This window comes from Mycolicibacterium cosmeticum, from assembly GCF_000613185.1.
Taxonomy (GTDB): domain Bacteria; phylum Actinomycetota; class Actinomycetes; order Mycobacteriales; family Mycobacteriaceae; genus Mycobacterium; species Mycobacterium cosmeticum.
The window spans coordinates 226,919-240,952 of sequence record NZ_CCBB010000002.1 but is presented as its reverse complement, the minus strand read 5'-3'; the positions used below and the strand labels follow the sequence as shown (position 1 = coordinate 240,952).

Genomic DNA, 14,034 nt, shown 5'->3' with positions numbered 1-14,034 from the left:
ACTCGGCGCGCGGCGGCGCGTCGGTGTGCGCGTCGCGGTAACCGGCCAGGTATTCGGCTGCCGCTTCGGCCGTCGGCATCGGGTCGCGCCAGCGGAACGTGCATGAGGTGCTCATCTCCGTTCAGACGCAGCATCCCCCGCCCAGGTTCCGGCTCCGGCCATACTGACTGTCATGGCAGACCCCACGGCGGGCAAGGGCGGACGGCAACGCATCAAGACGCTCACCCAGGCCGCCCTGAACGCAGACATGACCGTCGGGCAGGTCGAGGCGCTGCTGGCCGACCTGGAGGTGACGGTGGTGGACCTCAACAAGTCCATCGGCGGCCTGGACACCACCATGGCGCGGTTCAACGAGACGATCACCCGCATCGACGAGCTCGCCCCGCGGTTGTTCGGGGTGCTGGAGCGGATGGAGCGCATCGTCGAGCGGGTCGAGGTGATGGTCGGTGTCGGAGAGACGATGCTGGCTCCGGTGGCCGCGACGGAGAACGCCGTGCGCCGGGTGTTCGGGCGGTTGCGGCCCTAGAAGATCTCAGCCGGAGTTGCGCAGCGCGGTGGCCAGCCCGCTCATGGTCAGCAGGATGCCGCGCTGCACCAGCTCGTCGGTGTCCCCGGCCCGGTGCCGCCGCAGCAACTCCACCTGCAGGTGATTCAGCGGTTCCAGGTACGGGAAGCGGTTGAACACCGACCGGGCCAGGGCGGGGTTGTCGGCCAGCAGGTCGTCCTGACCGGTGATCAGCCGATGCATCCGGATGGTCCGGTCGTGCTCGGCCAGGATCTTGTCGAAGACACGCGCCCGCAGCGCCTCGTCCTCCACCAATTCCGAATACCGGGCGGCCAACCCCATGTCGGACTTCGCCAGCACCTGCGCCATGTTCGACAGCACGGTGCGGAAGAACGGCCACCGCTCGTAGAGGTCCTGCAGCACCTCAAGCCGGCCATCTCCGCCCGCGATGAACTCCTCGAACGCCGTGCCGGTGCCGTACCAGCCGGGCAGCATCACCCGGGATTGGCTCCAGGCCAGCACCCACGGGATGGCCCGCAGGTCCGAGATGGCCGTGGTCGGTTTGCGTGAGGTGGGCCGGCTGCCGATGTTGAGCGCGCCGATCTCGCTGACCGGGGTGGAGGCCTTGAAGTAGTCGACGAAACCCGGTGTCTCGTGCACCAATTCGGCGTACGCGCGCTGGGCCCGGGCGGCCAGGTCGTCGAGCACCTGGTAGGCCGGCTCGGCCGCCTCCCCCAGCCCCTCGACGTCGAGCAGGGTGGATTCCAGCGTCGCCGCCAGCAGCGTCTCCAGGTTGCGGTGGGCGATCCGCGGTTCGGCGTATTTCGCGGCGATCACCTCGCCCTGTTCGGTGATGCGCAGCGAGCCGTTCACCGCCCCCGGCGGCTGGGCCAGGATCGCGTCGTAGCTGGGGCCACCGCCGCGGCCGACGGTGCCGCCGCGGCCGTGGAACAGCCGCAACCTGATCCCGGTCTTGCGGGCCGATTCGACGAGTTCGAGTTCGGCCCGGTACAGCGCCCAGTTGGCCGCCAGGTACCCACCGTCCTTGTTGGAATCCGAGTACCCGAGCATCACCTCCTGGTGGTCGTCGCGGGCGGAGACCATGGCCCGATACACCGGCAGGTCGAGCACCGCCTCCAGGATCCCGGACCCGCGCTGCAGGTCGTCGATCGTCTCGAAGAGCGGCACGATACCCACCGGGGAGTACGGGTGCTCACCCGAAACATCCAGCAGGCCAGCCTCTTTGAGCAGGACGGCGGCTTCCAGCATGTCGGAGACCGACTGGCACATCGAGATGATGTAGTTGGGCACCGCCTGCGGTCCGAGTACCTTCACCGCGCGTGCCGCGGCCGCGACGATGCCCAGTTCCTTGCGGGCCAGCTCGGACAGTTCGGCGCCCTCGCCGATGAGCGGCCGGCGGGTGGCGATCTCGGCGGCCAGCAGCGCCACCCGTTCGTCCTCGGCCAGCGAGGTGTAGTCCGGGTGCACCCCGGCCCAGGCCAGCAGCTCGGCGATCACCTGTTCGTGCACCTCGGAGTTCTGCCGCATGTCCAACCCGGACAGGTGGAACCCGAAGACCCGCACCGCTTCTCGCAATCGGCTCAGCCGGTCGTCGGCCAGCACGGCGCTGCCGTTGGCCCGCAGCGACGCGTCCACGACATCCAGGTCGGCCAGCAACTCGGCGGGCGTGACGTACGGTTCCAAGCCGAGGTCCAGCGCATCCGCGGGCTGCTCGTCGAGAATGGCCGCGGCGGTCGCGGTCAGCCGGGCGTGGATGACGCGCAGCGCGCGGCGGTAGGGTTCGTCGGCTCGGGCCGGCTCGGTACACAGCGCGGTGAGGCCGAGCAGCTCCTCGGACACGTGCACCAGCCGCGCCGACATGGACAGTTCCTGTTCCAGCGCCGTGAGCTCACCGAAATAGTGCGCGATCGCGGTGTGGGCGGCCCGCCCGGTCGCGAGCCGGACGATATCGGCGTTCACGTTGGGGTTACCGTCGCGGTCGCCGCCGATCCACGACCCGGGCCGCAGGATCGGCTCGGCCAGCAGTCCCGCCCCGGGGAACAGCGTCTCCAGCGCGGTCCGTACCTCGGCGTTGACCGCGGGGATCACCTCGAGGAATGCCGCCTGGTAGTAGCGCAGGCCGGTCTCGATCTCGTCGGAGATCTTCAGCCGCGACAACCGCACCAGGGCCGTCTGCCACAGCGTGAGGATGTGCCTGCGCAGTTCGGTCTCGATATCGCGGCCGTCCGCGGTGCTGGTCTGGCCGTGCAGCCGCAGCCGCATCAGCTCGGTGATCCGGTGCTGGGTGTCGAAGACGGTCCGGCGGCGGGTTTCGGTGGGATGGGCGGTGATCACCGGAGAAACCAGCGCACCGCGCAAGGCCTGACCGACGGCGTCCCCGTCCAGGTCGGCATCGGCCAGCTTGCCGTAGGTGGCGGCCAGGCTGCTGTTCTGCGGCGGTTCGCCGGACGCGACGTGGACGGCCCGGCGCCGTTCGCGGTGGATGTCCTCGGCGACGTTGGCCAGCAGGGCGAAATGGGTGAACGCCCGGATCACCGGGATGGCCAGATGGATGTCGATACCGGTGAAGAGCCGCGCCAGGTCGGTGCGGTCGAGCTCGGAGCGGCGCACCTGGAACGAACCGACCCGGGCCCGCTCCACCAGATCGAAGACCACGTCGCCGTTCTGCTCGCGGACGGTGTCGCCGAGGATGGCCCCCAGCAACCGGATGTCCTCGCGCATCGGTTCGGTGGCTTCCCGGCCGACGCTGGTACGCCGCACCGATCCGATCGGTTCGAGCACCGTGTCCACGCGTCCGTTCTCAGCCATGTCCACAATTATCGACGGGCCGCTTCGGCCACGCATGGCGAGACCGGCGGACTCGGTAAGCCGCCGGCGTCAGACGTTGTACTTGATGCGCAGCGCCATACCGATGATGGACACCACCCAGATGCCGACCACGAAGTAGGTCAGCCGGTCCAGGTTCTTCTCCACCACCGTCGAGCCGGACAGGCTGGACTGGACGCCACCACCGAACAGGGTGGACAGGCCGCCACCCTTGGCGCGATGCAGCAGCACCAACAGCACCACCAGGACACTGGTGACGACGAGGGTGATCTGCAGGGCGAGTTCCATGGCGGTCAGCCTACACGGAGGTGATTTCGGCGCGGAAACCCGCGTCCACGGGCGTTGTCAAGCTGCGTGGAGTCGGTTGTGCTCGTTTTCGGCGGGCAGGTTGATCCCAACGACGAGGTTGGGCGTCTTGGTGTGCGGGCGGTTTCGGAACCGTTCGGGATGGGTGTTGTAGTAGGTCTGGAGAGCGTGATCGCGGCGTTCCCATTGCCGGGTCCACGCTCCGCTGTGCACCTGGTCGGGAGTGAATAGCGCGATGCCACTGTGGCGGTGGTGGGTGTTGTACCAGCCGATATAGGCGCTCACCCAGGCTCGGGCGGCATCGAGATGATCGAAGACACCGGGGTAGTTGGGCCGGTACTTCATGGTCCGGAACTCCGATTCGGAGAACGGGTTGTCGTTACTCACGTGGGGCCGGTTGTGGGTCTGTCCGACGCCGAGGTCGGCCAGCAGGTCCTTGAGTGCGCTCGAACGCATCGCCGGCCCGGAATCGGCGTGCACCACAGCGGGCAGTCCGTGATCGGCGAACGCCGCCTCGAACATGTCCACGGCCAGGTCATCGCATTCACGTTCCTCGACCCGCCAGCCCACGATCTTGCGGGAGTAGATGTCGATGATCGAGTACGCCTTGAACGCCACACCTCGCCACGGGGTACGCAGGTCGGTGATGTCCCAACTCCAAACCTGTTGGGGACCAGTTGCTTTGAGCACCGGCACCGGACGGGGTGTGGTGTTCTTCCTGCGGGTCGGCGCGAGCGGACGTGCACTTTGATCGTTGATCGCCGCCGCAATGCGCCACCACGATCGCCGCGAGGCCAGTAGCACCCCGGCATCCCACGCCGTGGCGAAGGCGTGATCGACCGAGACCCCAGCCATCCAGCCAGCCAGGATCTCGCTTTCGATCCTCGCGCGCTCAGCGGAACCGATGCGTGAGGGGTACCCCCGATCCTTCTGCGGCACCGGATCGCAGACCCTGCTGCGCGGGTGCGATCGGTAGTACCAGCTAGACCGGGACAACTCGATCATCGTCAACGCCTGACGCTGGGACCCCAACGCCGCGGTCAGCTCGACGACGAGTCGGTTCTCCAGGTCGAGGAATCGTCGAGATCGGTGATCGTCGGGGTAGCGTCGGGCTCGGGCACGTTCATCTCGTGCAAGAGCCCGATAGCTTTTCCCAACGCGTCGTTGCTCGCTTCGAGTTCGCGCACCCGAGCGTGCAGGCGTGCGATCTCGGCTTCGTCGCGGGCGATCCGCGCGTCACGCTGTTTGGCCATCGAGATCCGTTTCCCTTGAGCAGTCCTGGGACCACCCTCTCGCGGAATCAAGCCCCGGTCGAGATCACCATCAAAAAGAGCCGACTGCCACCGCCTCATCCGGTCACTGGAAAAGCCCTTCTCGGCAAGCCAAGAGCCCTTCTGCCCCCACGGCTGCCGGTGATACTCGGCGACAAACTCCACGATCTCCTCAGTCGTGAACCCCGGACTAATCGACACACACCCCTCCAGGCTGGTTGCGAAACTGACTCACAACCAGCCTGGCAAAGAGGGCCACCGCCGTCATGCGCGCCGAAATCGCAAGAGAGGTGTGACGCAGCTTGCATGCAAGGTTGCATGCAAGCGGCGTAGGGTTGGTCTCCATGAGCGACGGAGACTCCAGCGGGCAGCGCGCCTACCAGGCCACCAAGGACCAGATCCTGTCCGGTGCGGTACGCGGTGGACAGCTGCTCAGCGAGGTCGAGGTCGCCGCTGCGCTCGGGGTGAGCCGGACGCCCGTGCACGAGGCGTTCCTCCGCCTGGCCGCCGAGGACCTGCTGGAACTGCTCCCGCGCCGCGGTGCGGTGGTGGTGCCGGTGCCGCCGCGCGAAGCCACCGATCTGTTGGAGATGCGTCTGGCGCTGGAATCGTCGGCGGTGCGCCGCCTGTGCCGGACATCCGACACCCTCGAGGCGTTGTTCGCCGAGCTGACCGACCTGATCAGCGCCCAGCGCGAGGGTGCCGCGGCCGGGGATGAACACCGGTTCGCCGCCGCCGACGACGCCTTCCATCACCGCATCGTCGAGGCGGCCGGCAATGCGATCGGGCAGCGCTTCTACGGGTCACTGCGCGATCGGCAGCGCCGGATGATGGCGTCGGTGGTGCGCTCCGACACCGCACGCGCGGCCCGGTTGATCGACGAGCACGGCCGCTTGGCCGACGCGATCCAGCGGCGCGACCTGGCCGAGTTCGAGATGCTGCTGCTGGCCCACCTGCAGACGACGTACGGGGTGGTGCTGTGAACGTGCAGCCTCTCAGGCGCTCCGGCGCCGACATGAAACCCCCGAGGCGCTCCGGCGCCGACATGAAAGCCTGGCGGGCCGTCGCGCTGGCCGTCTTCTGCATCGGCTGGGGTGGCAACCAGTTCACGCCGCTGCTGATCGCCTACGCGCAGCACTCGGGCTACACCAGGGTGGACGTGGACATCCTGCTCGGCGCCTACGTGTTGGGCCTGGTGCCCGGGCTGCTGATCGCTTCGGCCCTGTCGGACCGGCACGGGCGCCGCCCGGTGATGCTGGCCGGTTTGATCAGTTCGGCGCTGGGCAGTGTCATCCTGGCCGTCGGCGACTACGCGGGTTTCGCGGCGCTGTTCGGTGGCCGGCTGCTCAGCGGCCTGGCGGTGGGCATCGCGATGGCGGTGGGGTCGGCATGGATCACCGAATTATCCCGTGCGCCTTATGATTCGGCCTCCGCCGGAACCGGTGCCCGCCGGGCGTCGATCTGGCTGTCCCTGGGCCTGGGCGTCGGGCCGCTGTTCGCCGGGGTACTCACCGCGTTCGCCCCGCTGCCGCTGGTGCTGACGTACATCGCGCAGGCGGTGCTCTGCCTCGGCGGGCTCGTCGTGGTGATCCGGTACGCGGTGGAGACCCGGCACGAGCCCAGCGGTGACGGCGCGTCGCTGGTCAGCCGATTGCGGGTGCCGGCCGCCGGCCATCGCCGATTCCTGCGCGTCGTCGTGCCCATGGCGCCATGGATCTTCGGGTCGGCCGCCATCGCCTACGCCATCGTGCCGGCACTGGTCAGCGAGCGGCTCGGGCAGTGGGCGCTGCTGTACACCTCGGCACTGACCACCCTGACGCTGCTGTGCGGTGTGCTGGTGCAACCGATCGCGCGCCGGCTGGACGACCGATCCAGTGCCCGCGCGGTGGTGGTGTCCATGGTGCTGATGGCCGCGGGCGTCTTCGCGGCCGTGGCCACCGCGATCACCCGCTCCCCGATCATCGCGCTGGTGGTGGCGATGCTGCTGGGCAGCGCCTACGGCATCGCCATCGTGTCGGGTCTGTTGGAGATCCAGCGCATCGCCGAACCCGACGAGCTGGCCGGCATCTCCGGGGTGTACTACTCGCTGGCCTACGTCGGGTTCCTGCTGCCCGCGGCGCTGGCGATGCTGGCGCACTACTTCAGCTACCCGGTCATGCTGACCGCCGTCGGCATCTTGGCGGCGGTGTGCACCCTGGCGTGTGCGTCGGGCTGGTCCAAGCACCTGAGTCCGGCGACGGCACGGTAGAGATACCGCCGGCCCCGCCCATCACGTCAGGTTGACCTTCGCCCATTCCTCGGCTGTGATGGTGTCGATACCCCGGGCAGCGTTGTAGGACTGGGCTTTCGGCCAGGCGACGCCGGTGCTCCTGGCGAACACCGCGCGGTATTTGCGCATGGTGTCCTCGGGCTGCCTGCGCAACTGCTCGGCAAGGAACGCCGTCGTCCACACCTCGCGGGTGACGGCGGTTCCGGTGACCCGCTCGACGATGTCGGCCAGTTCCCGGTAACTGATCGTGTCGCCGGCCAGGTAAACCACCGAATTCCGGATGCGGGGTTCGGCGAACACGATATCGGCGGTGAGCACGCCGATGTCCTCCGGCGTGGTGAGGGTGACCTCGTTGTCCCAACTGCCCAGCGCGTGCACGGTATTCGTCGCCAGGTCGACAACGCCGAACGCCGGCTCGAACAGGAAACTGGTGAACATGCCGGTCGACACGATGACCCATTCGGTGGCGCTCTGACCGCGCAACAAGTCGCGGACGTCGAGCTGTTCGTCGAACAGGGGCTGGGCACTGCCGCGGCCGATCTCGTCGTAATCGACGCCGAATTGCCATGGGAAATAGCGTGTTACGCCCGCGGCGAGCGCGGCTTGGGCGAGTTTGCGCTGCGTGCCAGGGCCGGCCGCGAAACCCACGCAGCTGATCACGGTGTGATAGCGCGACATGACCGCGGCCAGTTCGGCCGCGGATGCGGTGGCGACGTCCGCGTGCTCGACGGTGATGCCCTGCCTGGTCATCTCCTCGACGCGCGGGTCCGGCGTCGCCGTCGACGGGCGCAGCAGCACAGCGATCGATGCGACACCGGGGTTGTCGGTGACACGACGGTTGAGCGCGGCGAGCACGCTGGCGCCGAGCTCTCCGGTGCCGATGATGAGGATGTCCGGGCGATTCGCGTTCGGCATGGTCGTCACTGTTTCTCTCGGGGTGGCGGTGGTCGGGTGCACCCGACCACCGACAGCACCAACACCGAGGCCACCGCGGCCCATCCCGCGAGTTCTACGACGACGTGCTCGACCGGCCGGCTTTCAGCACAGCGACGTGTGTTGGCAGACCACGGCCGGCGGCGCCGGCACCGGCGGCGGCGCGGGCAGCCGCGGTGGGGGTGGTAGTCGCGGCGGCGGGGGCAGCCGGGGTGGCTGGAATCCGCCTCCACCACCGCCCGGGGCGGCCACGGGCGGCGGCGGGGCAGGCGCCGGTGCCCCCGGCGGCGGGGGCGGTGGGGCGGGCGCCGCGACGCCGGGCAACGTGTCGGGCATGAGCCACACCGCGATCGACTGCGGCGCCAGCCCGTATCCGGCAGGCGCTGCCTGCAGTTGCAGCTGGGTCGCGTGCGTGCCGGGCGTGATCCGGAAGAACACCCATCCGTCCGCGTCGGCGGTGACCGGCGAAGCCAGCGGCGGTTGTTTGAGGACAGCGGCCGGCGTGGCCGGAATCTGCTCACCGCTGCTGACGTACAGCCGGAACCCGCCGTCGGGCCCGGTGACGTCGATCGGCGCGGTGACACCGGTGATCGACACCTGGATGCCGAGCTCCAGATCGTCACCGCCGTCCAGGCGCATCACCGCGAGGTTGTCGGCGTGCGGCGTGACGGTGGCCCCTTTCGCCGTGAGCGGGGTGCCCAGCGCGGCGGTGCCCGGGAAGATGGAGACCACCGCCGGTCCGGTGCTGGTGTTGGCCGGCCTGCTCTCGGCCATCGGCGGACTGGCCGGCCCGTACGAACAGCCGGCCACCATCGACGCCGTGATGACCGCGGTCGCGGCGCCGGCGCGCAGCATTCTCAGCCGTTCCATGGCAGTCATTCTGGCGTATGCGCGGTGCCGGCTCACGCCATGGCGGTCTCGATGACCGTCAGGTCATCGGAAATCCCTGCCGCACGCCGTATCTCGCGGAATTCCTGCACCATCGCCTCGGTGACCTCATGCGGATCGTCCACCGTCGCGGTGTCCGTCAACACCGAGATGTTGAGCTGGTCCACGTAACTCCACACCGTGATGTTCAGCCCGCTGGCCGCCGTCAGCGGCCCGACCGAATAGATCTCGGTGACGGTCGCGCCCCCCACCTTGCCCTGCTGCCGCGGTCCCGGCACGTTCGAGATGTTCAGGTTGAGCACCTTGTTCTGGCCGTCCTTGTCCGACAGTCGCCGGAAAAGCGCCTCGACCGCAGCCGGGGGCACGTACGACGCCCACCGCGCCACCAGTTCGGGGCCGATGAGCTGATTGCTCTCCTTCGCCAGCGCGGCGTCCGCGCTGGCGCGCCGCACCCGCTCCAGCGGGTCGTCGACGTCCACCGGCAGCGCCATCAACACGCCGGTGAACCGGTTGCCCGAGATCCGCTCCGGCGAGAAGTCGAAACTCATCGGCACCGAGGCCAGCAGCGGATGGTCGGCCTTGCCCTCGTAGCGCAGTTGCAAGGCCCGCAGCGCTCCCGACGACATGGCCAGCACCATGTCGTTGATGGTGGCGCCCAACATCTTTCCGGTCGACTTGACGTCGGCGAGGGCCAGCGTCGCGGTGGCGAAGCGACGCTCCGGGGTCAGGACGTGGTTCATGAAACTCGGCGGCGGCGTGAACGGGCGGGTCAGCTTCGGCCCGAACTTGCGGTTGCTGCGGCGAACCCGGCCCACGCCGTCGGCGGTGTACTTGATCAGCCCGGGCAGCCGGCCGATCTGGCGGAGGTGGTCGGTGAACGCCGAGCGCACCAACTCCGATCGGGACGGGGCGGGGTCGGTGGCGTAGGAATCGCGGTCGCGCTGCGGCCCGTCCTGCAGGTCCATGCCGCGGGCCAGCAGATTCGCCGAGGCGACGCCGTCGGCCAGCGCGTGATGGATCTTGCCCACGACCGCGATACGTCCGTTGGCGAGCCCCTCGACGAAGTACATCTCCCACAGCGGGCGGCTGCGGTCCAGCGGGGTGCTCGCGATCTGCCCGATGGCCTCGTCGAGTTCGCGCCGCCCACCGGGAGCGGCCACCCGCCAGGGCCGAACGTGGTACTCGAGGTCGACATCACAGTGCTCCCGCCACATCGGGTGGTGGAACTTGAACGGGATGTCGACCAGCTGGTACCGGAACGGGTCCAGCTTGTAGAGCCTGCCGTGCAGCACCTGGCGGAACTCCTGCACGCCGAACGTGCGGTCGCCGATGTCGTCGAGCGCGATCACCGCGATCTTCAGGGTGTGCATGTGCACGTTCGGCGCTTCTGTGTAGAGCAGGAACGCGTCCCACCCGCTGAGCCTCTTCACCGGCGTCCTCCCCGCGTGAGGCGTCTATATAACCGCTTTGGCCTGTCTTGCCGGGGAGTTTCGGTGTATCTGGTCGAGGAAGACGCCGATTGCCGTGGCGATCGGCCCGGTCCGGGCGCCGTCGGTCATGTCGAAGGCATGACCGGCCCCGGGCAACTCGATGTAACCGACCGCGGCGCGGGAGGCCCCGCGCAGCCGTTCCACGAAGCTGCGGGCCTGCTCGACGGGGATGACCGTGTCGCCGCTGCCGTGGATCACCAGGAACGGCGGTGCATCACGGTGGATCTGGGCGATCGGCGAGGCCTTGCGGAAGATCTCCGGGTGCCGATCGATCTTGCTCTTGACCACCACGCGCTCCAGGAAGTCGACGAAGCGCATCCGTTCCACGGTGGAGCGGTCCTCCCAGTCGTAGCGTCCGTAGATCCCGATCACCGCGTCGACCGAGGTGTCCGACCCTTCGGGTAGGTCGCCCTGCAACTCGGGATCTCCGGCGGTCAGCCCGGCCAGTGCGGCCAGATGCCCGCCCGCCGAGCAGCCCGCGATGGCCACGAAGTCGCGATCCCCACCGAATTTGTCGACATTGGCGCGGGCCCAGGCGATGGCCGCCTTGACGTCGTGGATGTGCCGGGGCCAGCGGTGGTGCGGGGCCACCCGGTAGTCGATGGACAGGCACACCCAGCCCTGTGCCGCCAGATGCGCCATCAGCGCGTAGCCCTGCAGCGTCCGGCTGCCGTGCACCCACGCCCCGCCGGGCACGAACAACAACACCGGCGCCGGCTCGGACGGCAGATCCTTGGGCCGCCACACGTCCATCAGCTGGGTCGGGCTGTCGCCGTAGCGCACCGACGTGCGGTACACGCTGCGCCGGTAGGCGACGGTGTTCCACAGCGGCGGCAGCTGTTCGGGCGCGGGAAAGTGGACGGCCGCCAGGTCGGCTGCGGGCACCACCTCGCGCAGCCCGTCGCGGACGACGGCATTGGTCTGGTCGCGCTGCGCTTTGCGAACCGCGGCGCCGCCGGGGGCCATCCAGGCCCTGGCCGACGAAGCGAAGTAATCCGGCATGTGCCGGAAACCCCACACGCCCATCGCGGCGACCGCGCCGAGCGGCTCCAGACGCTTGCCGACCAGCGGCAGCGAGGCCGACGCGACGGTGAGCGCCAGCACGTGGTCGGCGGGGCTGGCGGTCATCATCCACCGGGCGCGCCTCCACACGCTGGGGGCGGGGCGCTGGGGACCGGAGGGTGCCGTCATGGCGCGAGAGTACCCCCGCACCGCCGGAGCCAAGCGACAACTTGCCAGACTTGTATACCGCGTTACCCGATTGTGAGTTGTGTCACTTTTGACGCGTTCGGTGGCCGGAGTAACTTCGCTGATCATGAGCAGATCTGCGCTGGCCATCACCGGGGAGCACCGCGAGCTGGCCGATGCGACTGCGGGGCAACTGGCGCGCTCGCGCAGTCTCGCGGCGGCCCGCGCGACCCTGGACGCCCCCGGCACGCACGCCGCCGACATCTGGTCGGCCGGGGCCGGTCTCGGATGGAACGGGCTGGCGCTGTCCGAGGAGTTCGGCGGTTCGGGTTACGGGCTGGCCGAACTGGTGGTGGTCGCCGAGGTGGCCGGCCGCGCGCTGATGCCCGGGCCGTTCCTGCCCACCGTCGCCGCGGCCGTCGTCATCGACCGGTGCGCACCGGATTCCGTTCGCGCGCAACTGCTTCCAGGACTCGCCGACGGTAGCCTGAAGGCCGCGCTCGGGCTGAACATCAAGGTGTCGATGGGCGGCGACCACACCGCGACCGCGCAATGGCCCGCCGTGCTGGGCGCCCCCGACGCCGACATCCTGGTGCTGGCGGCCGGCGCGGACCTGGTCATCGTGCGGGCCGACGCCGCCGGTGTCACCGTCACCCCGCTCGACCCGATGGACACCACCCGCTCGGTGGGGGCGGTGTCGATGCGCGGGGCCGAGATTCCCGCCGACCGGGTGCTGCGCGGGGCCGGCCGGCGGGCCCGCACGGTGTTCCGGATCCTGGCCTCGGCCGAGGCGGTCGGGCTCAGCTGGGCGACGCTGGACATGGCGGTCGAGTACGCGAAGGTTCGCGAACAATTCGGCCGGACCATCGGCACCTTCCAAGCCGTGAAGCACCACGCGGCGAACATGCTCGTCGAGGCGGAGCAGGCCACCTCGGCCACCTGGGCGGCAGCGGGCGCCGGTGACCTGGACGCCGCCTGGTTCCCGGCGGCCATCGCGGCCGCCCATGCCATCCGGGCCCAGGTGTTCAACGCGCAGAACAATATCCAGTTGCACGGCGGTATCGGCTTCACCTGGGAACACGACGCGCATCTGTACCTACGGCGGGCCCGCACGCTGGCGACACTGCTCGGTGACGGCGCCGATCCACTACTCGACATCGTCGACGCCCAGCGCAGCGGGGCCGCCCGCGCCGCGTCGTTGCGTGTGCCGCCCGAGGCCGAACGGTTCCGCCCGGCCGCGGCCGAAGCCGCCGCCACGGTGCGGGGGCTGCCCGCCGAACGGCAGCGGGATTTCCTCGTCGACTCCGGATACCTGGTGGCGCACTGGCCGAAACCCTGGGGCCGGGCGGCCGACGTGCTGGAACAGCTCGTGATCGAGGAAGAGTTCCGGGATGTCGACATCCCGGACATGGGCATCACCGGCTGGGTGACGCTGACCATCGCCCAGGCCGGCACCGACGACCAGCGGCAGCGTTGGGTGGAACCGGTGCTGCGCGGCGAGGTGATGTGGTGCCAGCTGTTCTCCGAGCCGGAAGCCGGCTCCGATGCTGCCGCCGTGCGCACGGCCGCCAAGAGGGTGGACGGCGGCTGGCGGGTCACCGGCCAGAAAGTGTGGACCAGCCTGGCCCAGCACTGCCAGTGGGGCCTGGCCACGGTGCGCACGGATCCGGCCGCACCCAAGCACGCCGGTGTCACCATGATGGCGATCGACATGAAAGCCCCTGGGGTGACGGTCAATCCGCTGCGCGGGCTGACCGGCGACGCGCATTTCAACGAGGTCTTCTTCGACGACGTGTTCGTCCCGGACGCCGATGTGGTCGGTGACGTCAACAAGGGCTGGCTGGTGGCACGGGCGACGCTGGGCAACGAGCGCATCTCGATCGGCGGCGGCTCGTCCGCACCGACCGGTTTCACCCCCGATGACCTGATCCGATTGCTGGACGCCGCACCGCCGTTGACCACCGCCGAATACGTGCGCCAGGCCGGTGCGGTGATCGCCGAGGCGCACACCCTGCCGCTGCTGAATCTGCGCCGGGTGAGCCGCGCCATCGTCGGCGCCGACCCGGGGCCCGAGGGTAATGTCACCAAACTGCTGCTGGCCGAGCACACCCAGCGGCTCACCGAACTGGGCATGGCACTGGCCGGACCGGCCGCGGTGGTGGGTTCCGAGGCGACGCTGGCCCGGACCTATCTCGGTAATCGGGCCATGACGATCGCCGGTGGCACCTCGGAGATCACCCGCAACACCATCGCCGAACGCATCCTCGGCCTGCCCCGCGATCCGCTGCTGAAGTGATTTGTGGCGCCGCACCCGTAACCATTACGGCTGCGGCTCCA

The 14,034-nt window shown here is 69.2% G+C and carries 12 protein-coding genes; 4 read left to right on the top strand and 8 right to left on the bottom strand.

Annotated features, from left to right (window positions below; all coding sequences use genetic code 11):
• Nucleotides 1–172 precede the first annotated feature (172 nt).
• A complete protein-coding gene (locus BN977_RS16445; RefSeq protein ID WP_036399651.1) occupies nt 173–526 on the top strand; it encodes an ATPase in 354 nt (117 codons plus the stop codon).
• A 6-nt stretch (nt 527–532) separates the two neighbouring features.
• Here BN977_RS16445 and ppc read toward each other — a convergent pair whose 3' ends face one another.
• The 4 genes from ppc to BN977_RS16425 all read right to left on the bottom strand — a co-directional run bounded on the left by ppc (nt 533) and on the right by BN977_RS16425 (nt 5,094).
• Entirely contained in the window at nt 533–3,334 is a 2,802-nt protein-coding gene (ppc, locus tag BN977_RS16440; protein WP_036399648.1) for a phosphoenolpyruvate carboxylase, read from the bottom strand.
• 69 nt (nt 3,335–3,403) lie between these two features.
• Nucleotides 3,404–3,640 carry a preprotein translocase subunit SecG gene (gene secG / locus BN977_RS16435; RefSeq protein ID WP_024453902.1) on the bottom strand — a complete coding sequence of 79 codons (237 nt, stop codon included), beginning with the start codon at nt 3,638–3,640 and terminating at the stop codon, nt 3,404–3,406.
• Between the two features lie 57 nt (nt 3,641–3,697).
• Nucleotides 3,698–4,513 (bottom strand): DDE-type integrase/transposase/recombinase, encoded by an 816-nt coding sequence (locus BN977_RS16430; protein WP_165576343.1) that lies wholly within the window; start codon nt 4,511–4,513, stop codon nt 3,698–3,700.
• 185 nt (nt 4,514–4,698) lie between these two features.
• Nucleotides 4,699–5,094, bottom strand: a complete 396-nt coding sequence (locus BN977_RS16425; RefSeq protein ID WP_227456261.1) for a hypothetical protein — start codon at nt 5,092–5,094, stop codon at nt 4,699–4,701.
• A 179-nt stretch (nt 5,095–5,273) separates the two neighbouring features.
• Between BN977_RS16425 and BN977_RS16420 the strand changes: the two genes are divergently transcribed.
• Nucleotides 5,274–5,912, top strand: coding sequence for a GntR family transcriptional regulator (locus BN977_RS16420; RefSeq protein ID WP_024450327.1), 639 nt, complete (start codon nt 5,274–5,276; stop codon nt 5,910–5,912).
• Nucleotides 5,913–5,944: 32 nt separating this feature from the next.
• Nucleotides 5,945–7,177 carry an MFS transporter gene (locus tag BN977_RS16415; RefSeq protein ID WP_036399642.1) on the top strand — a complete coding sequence of 411 codons (1,233 nt, stop codon included), beginning with the start codon at nt 5,945–5,947 and terminating at the stop codon, nt 7,175–7,177.
• A gap of 21 nt (nt 7,178–7,198) precedes the next feature.
• Here the strand turns inward: BN977_RS16415 and BN977_RS16410 are convergent, their stop codons facing one another.
• The 4 genes from BN977_RS16410 to BN977_RS16395 form a co-directional block, all read right to left on the bottom strand.
• A complete protein-coding gene (locus tag BN977_RS16410; protein ID WP_036400367.1) occupies nt 7,199–8,113 on the bottom strand; it encodes an aromatic alcohol reductase in 915 nt (304 codons plus the stop codon).
• 123 nt (nt 8,114–8,236) lie between these two features.
• Entirely contained in the window at nt 8,237–9,001 is a 765-nt protein-coding gene (locus BN977_RS16405) for a hypothetical protein (RefSeq protein WP_036399639.1), read from the bottom strand.
• A 32-nt stretch (nt 9,002–9,033) separates the two neighbouring features.
• On the bottom strand, nt 9,034–10,449 hold the full coding sequence (locus BN977_RS16400) for a WS/DGAT/MGAT family O-acyltransferase (protein WP_036399637.1): 1,416 nt from the start codon (nt 10,447–10,449) through the stop codon (nt 9,034–9,036).
• Between the two features lie 24 nt (nt 10,450–10,473).
• Nucleotides 10,474–11,700, bottom strand: a complete 1,227-nt coding sequence (locus tag BN977_RS16395; protein WP_051561591.1) for an alpha/beta hydrolase — start codon at nt 11,698–11,700, stop codon at nt 10,474–10,476.
• 124 nt (nt 11,701–11,824) lie between these two features.
• Here BN977_RS16395 and BN977_RS16390 point away from each other — a divergent pair, with 124 nt between their 5' ends.
• Nucleotides 11,825–13,993 (top strand): acyl-CoA dehydrogenase family protein, encoded by a 2,169-nt coding sequence (locus tag BN977_RS16390; protein ID WP_036399633.1) that lies wholly within the window; start codon nt 11,825–11,827, stop codon nt 13,991–13,993.
• Nucleotides 13,994–14,034: the final 41 nt, after the last annotated feature.

Bases quoted from the DNA above. Each gene is read 5' to 3' on its own strand.
- BN977_RS16445 (WP_036399651.1), top strand. From the start codon at position 173: ATGGCAGACCCCACGGCGGGCAAGGGCGGACGGCAACGCATCAAGACG.
- ppc (WP_036399648.1), bottom strand. From the start codon at position 3,334: ATGGCTGAGAACGGACGCGTGGACACGGTGCTCGAACCGATCGGATCG.
- secG (WP_024453902.1), bottom strand. From the start codon at position 3,640: ATGGAACTCGCCCTGCAGATCACCCTCGTCGTCACCAGTGTCCTGGTG.
- BN977_RS16430 (WP_165576343.1), bottom strand. From the start codon at position 4,513: ATGGCTGGGGTCTCGGTCGATCACGCCTTCGCCACGGCGTGGGATGCC.
- BN977_RS16420 (WP_024450327.1), top strand. From the start codon at position 5,274: ATGAGCGACGGAGACTCCAGCGGGCAGCGCGCCTACCAGGCCACCAAG.
- BN977_RS16415 (WP_036399642.1), top strand. From the start codon at position 5,945: ATGAAACCCCCGAGGCGCTCCGGCGCCGACATGAAAGCCTGGCGGGCC.
- BN977_RS16410 (WP_036400367.1), bottom strand. From the start codon at position 8,113: ATGCCGAACGCGAATCGCCCGGACATCCTCATCATCGGCACCGGAGAG.
- BN977_RS16405 (WP_036399639.1), bottom strand. From the start codon at position 9,001: ATGGAACGGCTGAGAATGCTGCGCGCCGGCGCCGCGACCGCGGTCATC.
- BN977_RS16395 (WP_051561591.1), bottom strand. From the start codon at position 11,700: ATGACGGCACCCTCCGGTCCCCAGCGCCCCGCCCCCAGCGTGTGGAGG.
- BN977_RS16390 (WP_036399633.1), top strand. From the start codon at position 11,825: ATGAGCAGATCTGCGCTGGCCATCACCGGGGAGCACCGCGAGCTGGCC.